Below are 15,644 nucleotides of genomic sequence, written 5' to 3' on the forward strand. Positions count from 1 at the left end.
GCAGAAGCTGCGCCCCGTCATCGACTCCATGTCCGTGGCGCAGTCACAGCAACCCTCAGGCGGCACTGTCGGATGTACGGGAGGCCGGCAGGGGCACCATCCTACTGGCGGCTGGCAGCGTAGCGGCCCGCCAACGCGCCAACGAGGCAACGAGGCAACGAGGCAACGCCCTTTAGACACGGCCATCACAAAAGGGCGGTTCCGGAATTCCGGAACCGCCCTTTTACGTCATGCTCGACCCTTCACGCCGCAAGAAGCAGCCGCAACAACTATGCGCGATGGCTGTTGCTCAGGCCTCCTTGGCCGGATCGTGCTCAGTGGCGCCGGTTGCTTCGGCAGGCCGAGGCTTGTCGGCCGTGGCAGCGTCTCGTGGGGCGGCTTCGGCGTCCGGCGTTGCCGCAGGAGCAGCGTCAGCCGCGCCCTCTGGCGCCGACTCGGATCCGGCTGCATCTCCAGCCACTGAAGGACCAGCCACAGACTTGTCAGCCACAGAATCAACAGTGTTTGTGTCACCAGTTGCAGACTTGTCACCCGCGGCAGGCTTGCCTTCGTCTGTCGCCGAATTCTGCGCGGAGTCCGTCGCGGACCCAACCACAGCGCGGCTGCCGGAACGCCTGCCCGCGGGGGCGTCGTCGTCGTTCTTGGCCGTTGCCGCAGTGTCCTTGGGCAACCCGGCCTCCTTCGACAACCGAGTGTCCTTGGGCAACCCCGTGTCCTTCGACAGCGCAGCGTCGGAATCCTTGGTCCGTGCGGCGGTCTTCTCCGAAGCGGGCTCGTCCACGTCGGCACCAACCATGGCGGGTTCGCGCCCTGCCAGGTAGACGGACTCGCTGTCCCGGCCACGCCGGGCGTACGTGATCACGATGAAGGCGACCAACGCCACCACGAAGACGAGGATGCTTGTCCACACGTTCAGGCGGGCGGTGACGCCGAAGAACGTGATTTGTTCGGCTGTGTCGATGCGCAGCATTTCAATCCACACCCGGCCTGCCGTGTAGATCATCGCGTAGAGCAGGAACAGCCGGCCGGAGCGCAGCTTCAGCTTGCGGTCCACAAGCAGCAGCACGGCCACACCCAGCAGGTTCCAGACGCATTCGTACAGGAATGTGGGGTGGAACAAGGTGTCGGGGCTGTAGCCGGCGGGCACAAATTCGGGTGAAACGCTCAGGCCCCACGGCAGGGTGGTGGGCCCGCCGAAAAGTTCCTGGTTGAAGTAGTTGCCCCAGCGGCCGAGGGCCTGGGCGAGGAGGATTCCCGGGGCTGCGGCGTCGATGAACGCCGAGATCTTCACGTTTGCGCGGCGGCAGCCAATCCAGGCACCCACCACGCCAAGCACAACTGCGCCCCAGATGCCGAGGCCGCCAAGCCAGATTTGCGGTATCAGCGACAGGTCGCCGGTGCCGTCGAAGCCGGGGCCAAAGTAGGCCTCGGGCGAGGAGAAGACGTGGTAGAGCCGGCCGCCGATGATGCCAAAGGGAATGGCCCAGATGGCGATGTCCCAGATGGATCCCTCGGGGCCGCCGCGGCGCTTCCAGCGACGGTCGGTCAGCCAGATTGCCGCAATGATGCCCAGCAGGATGCACAGCGCATAGGCATGGATGCGCAGCGGGCCAAGATCAAATCCGGACCATGTGGGGGCCGGGATGGAGGCCGCAAGGGCGTGGGGTGCGAGAGAAGAAATCACAGGCTGGCTGCTTCCGTGGTGGAGGGGGCTGCGAAGCCGGAGCTGAGTTCCTTGGCCAGGGCGCCGACGGCGGGCACGCCGCCGTCGCGCAGTGCGGCAACCAGTGCCGTGCCGACAATGACCCCGTCAGCATAGGCGGCAATCTCACGGACATGCTTGGCCTGGGAGACGCCCAGGCCCACGCAGGCGCGTTCGGCGCCGGCGGCATGTGCCGCGGCGACCACTGCTTCGGCTGCGGTGGAGACTGAGCTGCGGGCCCCGGTGACGCCCATGATGGACACTGCGTAGACGAATCCGCGCGTGGCCGCAACGGTCATGGCCACACGTTCCGGTGTGGAGGACGGGGCGACCAGGAACACGCGGTCCAGGCCGTACTTGTCGGAGGCGGCAAACCACTCGGCTGCCTCGTCCGGAATCAAGTCCGGGGTGATCAGGCCGGCACCGCCGGCTGCTGCCAGGCGGCGGGAAAAGTCGTCAACGCCCATGCGCATGACGGGATTCCAGTAGGTCATGACCATGACGGCGGCATCGGTTTCCGCCGTGATGGCGGCAACGATGTCAAAGACGTCGGAAACGTGGAAGCCGTTTTCCAAGGCCTGTGTGGTTGCTGCCTGGATGACGGCACCGTCCATGACAGGGTCGGAGTACGGGATGCCGATTTCAATGATGTCGGCACCGTTGCGGGCCACGGCAATGGCTGCATCGATGGAGCCCTGCTTGTCGGGGAACCCTGCCGGCAGGTAGGCGATCAGGGCTTTGCGCCCTGCAGCCTTGGCCCGCTCGATGGCGGCCGCAGACTTGCTGGCAATCGCGTCGGGCGCAGTCGCGCCGGGGCCAGTCGTGTTGCTGTGTGTCTCACTCATTGCTGGCATCCTCTGCATTGATGTCCGCGGCTGGGCCGGTCGCTGAAGCTCCGGCATCGGAAGCCGGGACGGCGCCGCCGCCGTGGGCTGCACCCTTGGCACTCCGGGTGGAAAGCATTGTGCCCTTCACATTGCCGTCTTCATCCAGCATGTCGAACCACTCGGCCGCCGTCTGCACGTCCTTGTCACCGCGGCCCGAGAGGTTCACGATGATCACCACGTCCTCGGGCTTCCCTGCGTCGACGACAAGCCGCTTGCCCACCGTCAAGGCACCGGCCAGGGCGTGCGCCGACTCAATGGCCGGGATGATGCCTTCGGTGCGGCACAGCAGCTTGAAGGCGTCCATCGCTTCGGTGTCGGTGATGGCCTCGTAGGTGACCCGGCCAATGTCGTGCAGGTAGGAGTGCTCGGGGCCGACGCCCGGGTAGTCAAGGCCCGCGGAGATGGAGTGCGACTCGATGGTTTGGCCGTCGTCGTCCTGCATCAGGTAGGTGCGGGCACCGTGCAGCACGCCGGGTCGGCCCAGGGTGATGGTGGCCGCGTGGCGGCCGGTGTCGACGCCGTCGCCGGCTGCCTCAAAACCGTAAATCTTCACGCCGGCGTCGTCGAGGAAGCCGTGGAACAGGCCGATGGCGTTGGAGCCGCCGCCGATGCAGGCGCAGACGGCGTCGGGCAGGCGTCCGATTTGGTCGATGATTTGGCCGCGGGCTTCCTCGCCGATCACTTCGTGGAAGAAGCGCACCATGGCCGGGAACGGGTGGGCGCCGGCCGCCGTGCCGAGCAGGTAGTGGGTGTTGTCAACGTTGGCGACCCAGTCGCGCAGGGCGTCGTTGATCGCATCCTTGAGTGTTTGCGAGCCGTTGGTCACGGGCACAACGGTTGCCCCGAGCAGCTGCATTCGGGCAACGTTGAGTGCCTGCCGGCGGCAGTCTTCGGCGCCCATGTAGACGACGCATTCCATGCCCAGCAGGGCGGCGGCCGTGGCACTTGCCACGCCGTGCTGGCCGGCGCCGGTCTCGGCGATGAGGCGGGTCTTGCCCATGCGCTTGGCCAGGAGTGCCTGGCCGATGACGTTGTTGATCTTGTGCGAACCCGTGTGGTTCAGGTCTTCGCGTTTGAGGAACACCCGGGCGCCGCCGGCGTGTGCGCTGAAGCGCTTGGCCTCGGTCAGCAGCGAGGGGCGGCCGGAGTAATTCTTGTTCAGTTCGGCAATCTCGGCGAGGAACTCGGGGTCGGCCTTGGCTTTTTCAAAGGTGTCCTCAAGCTCGTCCAGGGCGGCGATGAGCGATTCCGGCATCCAACGGCCGCCGTAGCTGCCAAAGTACGGGCCGGGCGCGTGCCGCAGCGAAGGCTCGGGTGTTGAGTCTGCAGGGACGGCGCCCTGCAGGAAAGCTGTTGCCGGATCCACCATGTCAGCGGGATCCTGTGACGAAGCTGCTGGCACTTGAGCCATCAATTCCACCGTCCTTTTCCTGGATAGTTGTGCATTACATTATCTTTGAGCGGTGGCGCCAGCGGGTGCGCCCGCCGACCTGCTTAAGGCTGAAAGCGCCGGTGTGGCAGCCGTGCTGCGCAGCGGCAGCCGCCAAGCTGCGAAAGGCCCGCCCGTTGCCGGACGGGCCCTGCGCTACCGTGCGCTGATTGCCAGCGCCCCGGCTGCCTTGAATTCGGCGATCCGTTCGCGGGGGGTTGAATCCTTCACGAGCGCCTCACCCACCAAAATGGCGTGGGCGCCATTGGCACTGTAATGCTCGACGTCGGACACGTCACGGACACCTGATTCGGCCACCACGATGGGGCCGGCCGGAATGTTTCCGGCCAGTGCGGCAAACACGCCGCGGTCCACGTCCAGTGTTTTCAGGTTGCGGACGTTGATGCCAATGATCTTGGCGCCAACTGCCACGGCCCGGTCGAGCTCTTCTGCGGTGTGTGTTTCCACCACCGCATTCATGCCCAGTTCATGCGTCAGGGCCAGGTAGCTGCCCAGCTCCTCATCGTCGAGCGCTGCAACAATCAGCAGGACCAGATCGGCGCCGTGGGCGCGGGCTTCCCAGATCATGTACTCGTCGCAGGTGAAATCCTTGCGGAGCACCGGAATGTCCACGGCGGCACGAACAGCGTCAAGATCGGCCAGCGAGCCGCCGAAGCGGTGTTGTTCGGTGAGCACGCTGATGACCGATGCACCGCCGTCCTGGTACAGGCGCGCCAACGCGGCCGGGTCGGCGATGCCGGCCAAGTCACCCTTCGATGGGCTGCGGCGCTTGACTTCAGCAAAGACCTTCAGCTCCGGCCGGGAGGTGGATTCGCCGCCGAGCGCGGCCCAGGCGTCCAGTGCCGGGGCGGTGTTCCTGGCCTGCTCCTGCAGCTCGGCCAGGCTGACTTTCTCCTGCCGGGCCAGCATGTCCTTCCGGACGCCGTCAATGATGTCCAGCAATACGCTCACTGCTAGTGGCCGTTGCTCTTCAGCTTGCTGCCGCCAACACCGTAGCCGGCGGCCTTCAGTACCGGGCCGAGGATGACGCCGACGGCGATGACGCCCACACCGATCCAGAACAACATGGTTGCGCTCTCGCCGATCAGGAAGGCGATGCAGCCAATGATGACACCCACCAGCATGACCGTGACGCTTGACCACGCTGCCGGGCTGTTTCCGTGCCCCAGCTCAATGCTGTGGTCAATGGGTTCCTGCACGGATACTGTTGCAGCCGACTTGTTGCTCATGGTAAATCTCCCTATTTAACGCGGATACTGAAATACATTCTGCCATTAGTTGCCCGTGGAATCCCAAAGCTGCGCACACCGCGGGCATGTGCCGCACTTATGCCGTCGGGTCCTCGCCGCGGCTCAGCTGGTCCCACCTGTCAATCTCGTCCACCGGCTCGGCCGAGGCGCCTGCCGGGGCTGCCTTGGCGGCGTCGTACTTGGTTCGCACGCTCCAGGACCGTCCGAACCACAGGACCAGCAGCGCAGCCACCCCCAGCACGACGGCGGCCACAATGGCCAGGACCGGGAAAATGGTGGTGGTTGCGTTTGATCCCTGCCCCTCGATGCCTGTTGCGGCACCAACCTCGGTCATGGCCGCAGCCGCCGGGTCGGCCAGAATGCCCAGCACGACGGCGACAATCCCCGCCGCTCCCAGAAACACGATCGCCGTGGTCACAATGCGGGCGACTTTCCCGGCAATGCTGGTGGCAAGGGCCCCGGCCAGGGCTACCAGTGCCAGCGCCGAGACAGCCACGGCAGCTTTGCTGCCCGGGATGTCAAGGTCCGACTGGGCCACTTCGCCCTGGCCGACGGCAACATGGATCCACGTCTGCGTTGTCGTGCCAAAAACGGCCAGGGCTGCCAGGACGGCCAGCAGGATCAAGGTTGACTTGCGCTGCCAAAACGGGACGGCCCTCGCCGTCGTATGTGGAAGTTCAGTGTTCACGAGTAGTCTCCTGCGTTCTCATCCAGGGCCCGCAGCGACGCCGCCGCATACACGGCCCGCAGCGGCGCTGCCGCCTTGTTGACTGTTTCCTCGGCCTCGGTTTCGTTCACCGAATCAGCCACGATGCCGCCGCCTGCCTGCACATACGCCTTGCCGTCGCGCAGCAGGGCCGAACGGATGGCGATGGCCATGTCCATGTCCCCGGCAAAGTCCAGATAGCCGACGACGCCGCCGTAAATGCCGCGCCGGATCGGTTCGAGCTCGTCCAGCAGCCGCAGCGCGCGGGGTTTGGGCGCCCCGGACAGGGTCCCGGCCGGGAACGTTGCCGCCAGCACGTCGTAGGCGCTCCTGTCGGGCTCCAATGTTCCCACCACGGTGGAGACCAGGTGCATGATGTGGCTGAAGCGCTCCACCTCCATGAACTGGGTGACATCCACCGTGCCCGGCACGCACACCTTGGAAAGGTCGTTGCGGGACAGGTCAACGAGCATCAAGTGCTCGGAGCGTTCCTTCTCATCGGCCAGCAGGTCCTTGGCCAGCCACTTGTCTTCCTCGGTGGTGGCGCCGCGGGGGCGGGAGCCGGCGATGGGGTGGGTGATGACTTCGCTGCCCAGCACGCTGACAAGTGCCTCGGGTGAGGACCCGACGATGGAGTACGGCTGCCCCTGGGAGTCCTCAAAGCTGTACAGGTACATGTAGGGGCTGGGGTTGGTGTTGCGCAACACCCTGTACACGTCCAGCGCCGTGGCTTCGCAGGCCATTTCAAAGCGGCGCGAGACCACCACCTGGAACACCTCACCGTCAACAATGGCTTCCTTCGCCAGGTCGAGGGCCTTCAGGTACTCGTTGCGGTCCCACTGCTCGTGCACGCTCTCGGCAAAGCTGGCGGCCGGAACGTCCACCACGGACATGGGCTGGACGAGCGGTTTGCGCAGCTGGTCCACCATGGCCCGGACACGCCCGACGGCGTCATGCCAGGCGCCGTCGACGTTGTCGTCGGTGCCGTTGGCATTAATGGCATTGGCGATCAGCAGCACCGTGCCTTCGTTGTTGTCGTGGACGGCCATGTCGGCCACAAGGTTCAAGGCCATTTCGGGAAGGTGCAGGTCGTCGGCTGGCGGCGAAGGGAGCTTTTCCCAGTGCCGCACAGCCTCCCAACCAACAAAACCCACCAGGCCCGAGGTGAAGGGCGGCAGCCCCTCAAAGCGCTCGGTGGCCAGCAGCTTCAGCGTGGCTTCCATGGCGTCCACGGGGTTGCCTGCCAGCGGCACGCCCGCGGGAGGCTGCCCCTGCCAGAACGCCCCGCCGTCGTCGGTTGTCAGGGTGGCGCTGGAACGCACGCCGATGAATGAGTAGCGCGACCAGACACCGCCCACGGCAGCCGATTCCATCAAGAAGGTGCCGGGGGCCCCGGCCGCAAGGGAGCGGTAGAGTCCGATGGGCGTTTGCGCATCGGCGAGGACTTTCAGATGGACGGGGACAACCCTGCGGGTTCGGGCCAATTCCCGAAATTCCGCCAAAGTGGGGCTGATGACACCTAAATCTTGCATGGAATGGTTGGCTTTCTTCAGTCAAGCGGGTGGAGGACGCGAAACGGGCGGCGGGCTTATTCCCCGCGGCTGCCCACTACTGCGCCCAGCGTCCGGGCGTCGAAGCAGGTGTGCGTGCCGGTGTGGCAGGCCGCCCCGACCTGGTCGACAGTGATCAACAGGGCATCGCCGTCGCAGTCGAGCGCCACGGACTTCACATATTGGAAATGCCCGGAGGTGTCGCCCTTGCGCCAATACTCCTGCCGTGAGCGGGAGTAGAACGTGACCCGGCCCGAGGTGAGTGTGCGGCGCAACGCCTCGTCGTCCATCCAGCCCAGCATGAGGACCTCGCTGCTGTCGAACTGCTGGATGATGGCCGCCACCAGGCCGGCACCATCATGTTTAAGCATCGCGGCAACATCCGCGGACAACTCGAGGGGCGGCTGGCCGGTGGAATTCACTGCCGTTGACTGGGGTTCTGGGCTTTGCTGCATCGCATTCAATTCTAGTGCCAGAAAACGTTCCGGGGGGCCATCGCCGCCGCCGGCTGCCTCACTCGGCGCAGCCAATACTCAACTAGACATCCCCTTGCGGCGGTTCCTGGTGCACACCGGGGCGAATACATGCTAATTTCAAAAGTGATGCAATTTGTTGAACCTTCCCGTGAATACCTCGCCGAGACCCTGCTGGCAGCCGGTCCGGGAGCTGACACGCTGTGTGCTGGATGGCGAACCCAGGAACTGGCTGCGCACCTCTACCTGCGCGAACACAACCCCCGCGTAGGTTTGGGAATGGTCTTGAAGCCTTGGAAAAAGGCCACCGAAAAGGCCATTGCCAAGCTCGCAGCCGCGTCCAGTACGCCCGAATCCTTTGCGGCCCTGGTGGAGAAGTTTCGTGCCGGTCCGCCCAAAATGTCACTGTTTGCCCTGAAGACGGTTGACCACAGTGCGAACCTGTCGGAGTTCTTTGTGCACACCGAGGATGTCAGGCGCGCAACCGACCGCTGGGCCCCCCGCGCACTGGATGCCGACTACTCAGAGGCGCTCTGGGTAGAGCTCCTGAAACGGGCAGCAATTCTTTATCGCAGCGTGGATCTGGGCATAGTCCTCGTTAATCCCGAAGGCCCGCGCCATGTGGCCAAACGCGCGCCCGTGTCGGTGGCCATCATTGGCGATCCCGGCGAATTGCTCATGCACGCCAACGGACGCACCGGCCAGGCGCTCGTCTCTTTCGAGGGCCAGCCCGACGCCGTCACACTGCTGCAGACGGCTGAAGTGGGCCTCTAGCCTGATGCAACTCACCACTTAAGCAACTCACCTAAACAACTGACCCGCAGCTATGGTTGCTGGATCAACTGGTTTCAATTGATCCAGCAACCACGACTGCGGGTCAGCTGGTGGGTGGGTTGGGTTCCGGTTGGCGGCGGGGCGGTTCGCGCCTTGGTCAGCGAACCTCGTAGCCGGCGTCGCGGATGGCCTTCTTGACGTCGGCAATGGCACTGTCCGGACCAAAGTGGAACACGGATGCTGCCAGCACGGCGTTGGCGCCCGCGGCAACAGCCGGCGGGAAGTGCTCGGGCTTGCCGGCACCGCCCGAGGCGATGATCGGGATGTGGACGGCCGCACGGACCAGGCGGATCAGCTCCAGGTCAAAGCCTTCCTTCGTGCCGTCGGCGTCGATCGAGTTCAGCAGGATCTCCCCCACACCGCGGTCGGCAGCCTCCTTCGCCCATTCGATGGCGTCAATCCCGGTCCCCTTGCGGCCGCCGTGGGTTGTGACTTCAAAGCCCGACGGCGTGCTCCCGGCCTGGGTGCGCCGCGCGTCAACGCTGAGCACCAGCACCTGGGAGCCGAAGCGCCGGGTGATCTCGTCAATCACCGCGGGACGGGCTATGGCTGCGGTGTTGATGGAGGCCTTGTCGGCACCGTGGCGCAGGAGCTTGTCGACGTCGGACACCTCGCGCACTCCCCCGCCCACTGTCAGCGGGATGAAGATCTGCTCGGCGGCGCGTGAAACGACATCAAAGGTTGTCTCACGGTTGCCGGAGGATGCGGTCACGTCCAGGAACGTCAGCTCGTCGGCGCCGGCACGGTCGTACCGCTGTGCAAGTTCAACGGGATCCCCTGCGTCACGCAGGTTCTGGAATTTGACGCCCTTGACCACCCGGCCGTTGTCCACGTCAAGGCAGGGAATGACCCTGATGGCAACACTCATGGCAGGTACCTTCTTAGTCTTGAGTTGCTGGGGCGGCCGTCTGTTAGATGCGGCAGGCGTGGATGTTGCTGACGAGGATGGCGCGGGCGCCGAGCTCGTACAGTTCATCCATGATGCGGTTCGTGTCCTTGGCCAAAACCATGGAGCGGACGGCAACCCAGTCGCTGTCGCGCAGCGGCGAAACGGTGGGTGATTCCAGGCCGGGGGTCAACGCCGTGGCCTTCTCCATGAGCGTCTTGGGGACGTCATAGTCAAGGAGCACATACTGGCGTGCAACGAGCACGCTGTGCAGCCGGCGGATCAAGACCTCAACGCCGGCCGGCGGGGTGACGCCGCGGCGGCCAATCAGGAGCGCTTCGGAGTTCAGGATGGGCTCGCCGAAGATTTCCATCCCGGCGGCCTTCAGCGTGCTGCCGGTTTCGACGACGTCGGCAATGGCGTCTGCCACGCCGAGGCGGACGGAGGATTCCACGGCGCCGTCGAGCCGGACGACCTGGGCGTTGATGCCAAGTTCGGCCAGGTATTCGCGCAGCAGCACGTCGTAGCTGGTGGCCAGGCGCTTGCCCTCAAGCTCGGCAGCACTGCTGAAGTCACCCACCGGGCCGGCGAAGCGGAAAGTTGACTTGGCAAAGCCCAGGGGCAGGAGCTCCTCGGCGTCCACCTGGGCGTCCATCAACAGGTCGCGGCCCGTGATGCCGACATCCAAGGTGCCGGCGCCAACGTAAACGGCGATGTCACGGGGGCGGAGAAAGAAGAATTCAACGTTGTTGTCAGGGTCGACCATGACGAGTTCGCGGGAGTCGCGGCGCTGGCGGTAGCCGGCCTCCGCCAACATCGCTGAGGCGGCTTCGGACAGGGAACCCTTGTTGGGTACGGCAACACGGAGCATGGGAAATATCTTTCAGGTTCGGTTCAGGCACAAAAGGTTGCGGCATTCAAGACAATGCCAGTTCAGGGACGAAAAAGCAGCCACGGCGGGTGGCTAGAGATGCTTGTAAACGTCCTGAAGTGTCAAACCTTTGGCGATCATCATGACCTGCAGGTGGTAGAACAGTTGGGAAATCTCCTCGGCGCAGGCTTCATCCGACTCATACTCGGCGGCCATCCACACCTCGGCGGCTTCCTCAACCACTTTCTTGCCGATACCGTGAACGCCGGATTCAAGTTCGACGACGGTACGGGAGCCAGCGGGCCGGGCTTCGGCTTTCGCACTGAGCTCATCAAAAAGGGATTCGAAGGTCTTCACGCAGTCCACCTTACTGGGTTGGGCGGCCGTCCCGGGATTCCGGGACGGCGCGTGTCCAACATGTGAACACATTTCCGCTGCCTTCCGGCAGTGTCAGGCGCCGAGCTGTGCCAGCGTCAGGGCCGTGGCAAGGGCTGCCGTTGTGGCTTCGTGGCCCTTGTCCTCCACAGAACCGGGCAGGCCGGCGCGGGCAAGACCCTGGTCTTCGGTGTCGCAGGTCAGCACACCGAAGCCGACGGGGGTGCCCGTGCGCACACTGACGTCCGTCAACCCGATGGTGGCCGCCTGGCACACAAAGTCAAAGTGCGGCGTGCCGCCGCGGATGACGACCCCCAGGGCCACGACCGCGTCGTACGTTGGGGCGAGCCGCGCCGCAGCCACGGGCAGCTCGAAGCTGCCGGGAACCCTTACGACCGTGGGGTTGTCAATGCCCGAGTCGGCTGCCCCGCGCAACGCGCCGGCGAGCAGGCCGTCCATGATCTCCGTGTGCCAGCTGGCAGCGACGATGGCCAGCTTCAGGCCGGCTGCCGCCGACTTCTCCTCGGGGTTGAAACCGATGGTGGGTGCTCCGTGTCCGCTCATGCTGTGTGTCCTTCCGTGGGTGGGGTTGCGTGTTTGGGTGCCGGGCTGATGGATGCCGGCGGGATTGGTGCTGTCCTCGCCGGATCCGCCGGGGTGGTGCCCGGGGTGGTGGCCGGGCTGGCGGCCGACAATGCGTGGTGCATGCGGTCCCGCTTGGTCTGCAGGTAGCGGACGTTCTCGGCGCGCGCAGGAACTTCCGCGGGCACCACATTCACAACCTCGATGCCATGCCGGGACAGGTCGGCCCGCTTCAACGGGTTGTTGCTGAGCAGGTCGATGCGGCTCAGCCCCAGTGAATGCAGAATCCCGGCCGCGGCCGCATAGTCGCGCCCGTCCACGGGCAGACCCAATTGTTCGTTGGCCTCCACCGTGTCCGCACCGGCTTCCTGCAGGCTGTAGGCACGCATCTTGTTCGCCAGCCCAATCCCCCGCCCTTCGTGCCCGCGCAGGTACACGAGGGTGCCGCCCATCCTGTGGATCATGGCCAGGGCATAATCCAACTGTTCGCCGCAATCACAGCGGTAGGAACCAAAAACGTCGCCCGTCAGGCATTCGGAGTGCAACCGGACCAGTGGCACGACGGCGCCGCCCTGGCTTTGCGCCGACACGTCCCCACGGGCTTCGGCTGCCTCGCCCGGCGCGCTGAGGCTGAGGTGTTCGGCCCCGGTCTCCGCATCAATCCAGGCCTGCGCCACAAAGGTGCCAAAGCGGGTGGGCAGCTGCACCACCGGCCCGCCGGCCACACCTGTCGGGTGGCCGCTCATGCCAGGCTCCCCTGCTCTGCCCCGTCGACAGGATCTGCTCCGCCGGCGGCAGGATCGCCGACGGCAGCATCATCGGCGGCAGCCAGGTGGGTGATCAGTTCGGCGATGGAAATCAACAGCAGGCCGTGGTCGTCGGCGAAGTCGCGCAGGCCGTGGAGCCGCACCATTTCTCCGCTGTCGTCAACGACCTCGGCGATGACTGCCACGGGCTCGCAGCCGGCCAGCCGGCACAATTCAACCGAGGCTTCGGTGTGCCCGGCCCGCATCCGCACTCCCCCGGCCACAGCGCGAAGGGGGAACATGTGCCCGGGGCGCGTGACGACGTCATGCGTGGCCTGCGGACCGGCCAAAACCGTGGCGGTCAGCGACCTGTCGGTGGCGCTGATGCCCGTGGACACCCCGGCGGCCGCATCGCAGCTGACCGTGTAGGCCGTGCCCTTGGCGTCCTGGTTGTGCACAACCATGGGCGGCAGGGCCAGCTTGTCGGCGTGGGCACCGTCCATGGGCACGCAGATGACGCCGGAACTGTGCCGAATGGTCCAGCCCATGAGTGCGGGTGTGCTGTGCTGGGCGGCGAAAATGATGTCGCCCTCGTTCTCGCGGTCCTCGTCGTCGACCACGAGCACGGCCTCCCCGCGTGCGATGGCGGCGATGGCCAGCGGGACGGGGTCAAGGAGGGTTGCCGGATTTGTTGTGCCGCTCATGATGAGGCTCCCTTGTGCGCGCTGAATTCAAGGAGGCGCTTGGCGTATTTCGCCAGCACGTCGACCTCAAGGTTGACGGTGCCGCCCACGGGCTTGCCGCCGAGGCCGGTGTTGGCCAGGGTCACGGGGATGAGCCCGACCTCAAACCATTGTTCGGGTTCGCTGGCCGGGCTGACGGCCGTGACCGTCAGCGAGACGCCGTCGATGGCGATGGAACCCTTTTCGGCAATGTACTGCCCCAGTTCTCGCGGCACGGCAAAGCGGAGCCTGTCCCATGCGCCAAGGCTCTCGCGTTCCAGCAGCGAGCCGACACCGTCAACATGGCCCTGCACGACGTGGCCGTCCAGGCGCCCGCCGGCCACAACGCAGCGTTCGAGGTTCACGGTGTCGCCCGCGTGCAGTTCGCCGGTGGTGGTGCGGAGCAGGGTTTCGCCCATGACGTCGACCTCAACGTTGCCGTCGCCCAGGGCCACCGCCGTCAGGCACACGCCGTTGATGGCGATCGAGCCGCCCAAATCCAGTCCGTCAAGGACGTCCCCTGCCTTGAGGACCAGCACGGCGCTGTCCGTTTCCGGTTGCGCCTGCAGCCGCACCACGGTGCCGCGTCCTTCGATAATTCCCGTAAACATGTCAGTTTCCTTCATCGCTGGGGGCCGCCTTGGCCGGCATCAGCGTCAATTTCAGGTCCGGGCCCAGCACTTCGACGGGGCCCCTGGTGGTGGCGTCCCATTCCCACCGCTGGGCGTCGCCGAGGGTGCCGATGCCCAGGTCGGTCAGGGCGGGTATGCCGGCGCCCAGCAGGGTCGGGGCCAGGTATACGACGAGTTCATCCACCAGCCCCCGGGCCAGGAATGCCGCGTTGATCTTGGCGCCGCCTTCGATCATGAGGTGCCCCACGCCGCGCTCCTGCAGTTCACGCACGACGGCGGCGGGATCGTGCGTGTGCAGGGCGAGGAAGTCGTCGTCGCCCAGGCGGTCCGGGCTGCTGGGGATGCCCGAGGCGCCGCGGACGGCGGCATCCGCCGGAATTTCGCGCATGCCCATGACGACGCGCAGCGGCTGCTTGGCGGCGTAGGTGCCGTCGGCTGCCCGGGCCGTCAGGCGCGGGTTGTCTGCAATGACGGTTTCGGTGCCCACAACAATGGCATCCACGCGGGCCCGCAGTTCGTGTGAATCCTGCCGGGATTCTTGGGAGGTGATCCACTGGCTGGTGCCGTCCACGGCGGCAATCCGGCCGTCGACCGTCTGCGCCAGCCGGGCAGTGATGAATGGCCGGCTGTCACGGACAGCAACAAACCACTGCCGGTTCATGTCTTCTGCCTCCTCGGCCATCAGCCCCATCCTGACGTTGATGCCTTCCTTGTGGAGGATGTCAGCGCCGCCGGAAGCCGGCAGGTGCGGGTCGCGGACGGCGAAAACCACGTTGCCGATGCCGGCGTCGAGAATTGCCTGCGTGCACGGTCCCGTGCGCCCGAAATGGCTGCAGGGTTCCAGGGTGACAATGAGCGTGGCCGCCGACAAGTCACGCTTGACGCCTGTGCCGAGGAGCCTGTTGATCACGTCCGCTTCGGCATGGGCGGTGCCTGCTCCGCCGTGGTGGCCGATGGCAAGGAAGGTGCCGTCGGCGTCGATGATGACGGCTCCGACCAGCGGATTGGCGCCACGCACGCCCTGCCGTGCGGCCGAGAGTGCCGTTTCCATGCCGAGAATCTCGGCCCCGGTGAAGTGTTCCGGCTCCGTGCTGTAGGGATCCTGGTTAAAGGATCCGTGGTTCATGTTGCTGAAGTTCATGGTCAGGCCTCTCTGTTGCCCACAGTGATGTCGGGGAAGGTGGTGTCAACTGACACGCGGCGGGCTTCGGCATCACTGTTGTGCCGCACCCTCCACCATACGAAGAATCCGGTCAGGGTGAATGCACCGTAGAAGATGTACATGAATGCCGACGCGTAGTAGCCGGCGCTGAAGAGCAGCGGCACGCCCACGAGGTCCACAACGACCCAGATCAGCCAGAACTCAACCCAGCCCTTGGCCATGCCGTAGGTTGCCAGGAGCGATCCCATGAAAATCCAGGCGTCCGCCCAGACCGGTTCGTAGGAGCCCAGGGCCCTAAAGATGGGGATGAGGATTGCGGTGCCGGCAATCATGGTGCCGACCAGTATCCAGCGGACGCGGACTCCGGCCCAGCGGGGCTGGACCGCCTCGCCCACATGCGTGCCGTCGTCGTTGTTCCCGTGGCGTGTCTGGTTCCAGCGGTGCCAGCCGTAGACGGACACGGCGATGAACATGATTTGCCGGCCGGCCTGGCCCAGCAGGTTGACGTGGTCCGGCGAGCCGAAGACCGAGCCCATGAAGACCGTGAACAACAGGAGGTTGCCGATGATGCCGACCGGCCAGGCCCAGATTTTACGGCGCATGCCGCCGAGGGCGCTGGCGAGCCCAAAAAGATTGCCTATGACTTCACGCCAGAGCAGGAATCCGCCGCCGGCGAATTCAAGTTTGGCGTCAAAGAGCCATCGCAGAAAGTCCATCGTTACCCTGCCCTTTCGAGACCGCGATGGCTCCGGGGGTAACGACAGCGGGCACGCAGGGTGCAAGGGGTGCGCGGCGGATCTGAAAATGCTTCCGCCA

18 protein-coding genes are annotated in these 15,644 nt (G+C 65.4%); 1 reads left to right on the forward strand and 17 read right to left on the reverse strand.

Annotated elements, in window-relative coordinates; all coding sequences use genetic code 11:
• Positions 1–289: 289 nt before the first annotated feature.
• The 8 genes from lgt to hisI all read right to left on the reverse strand — a co-directional run bounded on the left by lgt (position 290) and on the right by hisI (position 8,000).
• A complete protein-coding gene (gene lgt, locus ACT3TS_RS03095; protein ID WP_444530020.1) occupies positions 290–1,684 on the reverse strand; it encodes a prolipoprotein diacylglyceryl transferase in 1,395 nt (464 codons plus the stop codon).
• Positions 1,681–2,547 (reverse strand): tryptophan synthase subunit alpha, encoded by an 867-nt coding sequence (gene trpA / locus ACT3TS_RS03100; RefSeq protein ID WP_444530021.1) that lies wholly within the window; start codon positions 2,545–2,547, stop codon positions 1,681–1,683. Before trpA ends, lgt begins: the two co-directional genes overlap by 4 nt.
• Positions 2,540–4,000 carry a tryptophan synthase subunit beta gene (gene trpB / locus ACT3TS_RS03105; protein ID WP_444530022.1) on the reverse strand — a complete coding sequence of 487 codons (1,461 nt, stop codon included), beginning with the start codon at positions 3,998–4,000 and terminating at the stop codon, positions 2,540–2,542. The genes trpA and trpB overlap by 8 nt, the downstream gene beginning before the upstream one ends.
• A gap of 174 nt (positions 4,001–4,174) precedes the next feature.
• Positions 4,175–4,990: an indole-3-glycerol phosphate synthase TrpC gene (gene trpC, locus ACT3TS_RS03110; RefSeq protein ID WP_444530023.1), complete on the reverse strand. Its 816-nt coding sequence runs from the start codon at positions 4,988–4,990 to the stop codon at positions 4,175–4,177.
• Between the two features lie 2 nt (positions 4,991–4,992).
• Positions 4,993–5,268 (reverse strand): HGxxPAAW family protein, encoded by a 276-nt coding sequence (locus ACT3TS_RS03115; RefSeq protein WP_444530024.1) that lies wholly within the window; start codon positions 5,266–5,268, stop codon positions 4,993–4,995.
• A gap of 97 nt (positions 5,269–5,365) precedes the next feature.
• Entirely contained in the window at positions 5,366–5,977 is a 612-nt protein-coding gene (locus ACT3TS_RS03120; protein WP_444530025.1) for a Trp biosynthesis-associated membrane protein, read from the reverse strand.
• Positions 5,974–7,527, reverse strand: a complete 1,554-nt coding sequence (locus tag ACT3TS_RS03125) for an anthranilate synthase component I (RefSeq protein ID WP_444530026.1) — start codon at positions 7,525–7,527, stop codon at positions 5,974–5,976. Before ACT3TS_RS03125 ends, ACT3TS_RS03120 begins: the two co-directional genes overlap by 4 nt.
• Positions 7,528–7,583: 56 nt before the next feature.
• Positions 7,584–8,000 (reverse strand): phosphoribosyl-AMP cyclohydrolase, encoded by a 417-nt coding sequence (gene hisI / locus ACT3TS_RS03130; protein WP_444530027.1) that lies wholly within the window; start codon positions 7,998–8,000, stop codon positions 7,584–7,586.
• Positions 8,001–8,147: 147 nt separating this feature from the next.
• On the opposite strand from hisI, the gene ACT3TS_RS03135 reads away from it, so the two are divergent.
• On the forward strand, positions 8,148–8,792 hold the full coding sequence (locus tag ACT3TS_RS03135; RefSeq protein ID WP_444530090.1) for a TIGR03085 family metal-binding protein: 645 nt from the start codon (positions 8,148–8,150) through the stop codon (positions 8,790–8,792).
• Positions 8,793–8,949: 157 nt separating this feature from the next.
• Here the strand turns inward: ACT3TS_RS03135 and hisF are convergent, their stop codons facing one another.
• The 9 genes from hisF to pnuC all read right to left on the reverse strand — a co-directional run bounded on the left by hisF (position 8,950) and on the right by pnuC (position 15,544).
• Positions 8,950–9,720: an imidazole glycerol phosphate synthase subunit HisF gene (gene hisF / locus ACT3TS_RS03140; RefSeq protein WP_444530028.1), complete on the reverse strand. Its 771-nt coding sequence runs from the start codon at positions 9,718–9,720 to the stop codon at positions 8,950–8,952.
• Positions 9,721–9,763: 43 nt separating this feature from the next.
• Positions 9,764–10,609: an ATP phosphoribosyltransferase gene (hisG, locus tag ACT3TS_RS03145; protein ID WP_444530029.1), complete on the reverse strand. Its 846-nt coding sequence runs from the start codon at positions 10,607–10,609 to the stop codon at positions 9,764–9,766.
• A 93-nt stretch (positions 10,610–10,702) separates the two neighbouring features.
• Positions 10,703–10,966, reverse strand: a complete 264-nt coding sequence (locus tag ACT3TS_RS03150) for a phosphoribosyl-ATP diphosphatase (protein ID WP_444530030.1) — start codon at positions 10,964–10,966, stop codon at positions 10,703–10,705.
• Positions 10,967–11,059: 93 nt separating this feature from the next.
• A complete protein-coding gene (gene ribH, locus ACT3TS_RS03155) occupies positions 11,060–11,548 on the reverse strand; it encodes a 6,7-dimethyl-8-ribityllumazine synthase (protein ID WP_444530031.1) in 489 nt (162 codons plus the stop codon).
• On the reverse strand, positions 11,545–12,312 hold the full coding sequence (locus ACT3TS_RS03160; protein ID WP_444530032.1) for a GTP cyclohydrolase II: 768 nt from the start codon (positions 12,310–12,312) through the stop codon (positions 11,545–11,547). Before ACT3TS_RS03160 ends, ribH begins: the two co-directional genes overlap by 4 nt.
• Complete coding sequence (ribB, locus tag ACT3TS_RS03165) at positions 12,309–13,016, reverse strand: 3,4-dihydroxy-2-butanone-4-phosphate synthase (protein ID WP_444530033.1); 708 nt, start codon at positions 13,014–13,016, stop codon at positions 12,309–12,311. Before ribB ends, ACT3TS_RS03160 begins: the two co-directional genes overlap by 4 nt.
• Entirely contained in the window at positions 13,013–13,645 is a 633-nt protein-coding gene (locus ACT3TS_RS03170; protein ID WP_444530034.1) for a riboflavin synthase, read from the reverse strand. Before ACT3TS_RS03170 ends, ribB begins: the two co-directional genes overlap by 4 nt.
• 1 nt (position 13,646) lies before the next feature.
• Positions 13,647–14,807 (reverse strand): bifunctional diaminohydroxyphosphoribosylaminopyrimidine deaminase/5-amino-6-(5-phosphoribosylamino)uracil reductase RibD, encoded by a 1,161-nt coding sequence (ribD, locus tag ACT3TS_RS03175; RefSeq protein ID WP_444530035.1) that lies wholly within the window; start codon positions 14,805–14,807, stop codon positions 13,647–13,649.
• 2 nt (positions 14,808–14,809) lie between these two features.
• Entirely contained in the window at positions 14,810–15,544 is a 735-nt protein-coding gene (gene pnuC / locus ACT3TS_RS03180) for a nicotinamide riboside transporter PnuC (RefSeq protein ID WP_444530036.1), read from the reverse strand.
• Positions 15,545–15,644: the final 100 nt, after the last annotated feature.

Origin of the sequence: Specibacter sp. AOP5-B1-6 (assembly GCF_052376555.1) — a bacterium.
In the GTDB taxonomy this organism is placed as follows: Bacteria; Actinomycetota; Actinomycetes; order Actinomycetales; family Micrococcaceae; genus Specibacter.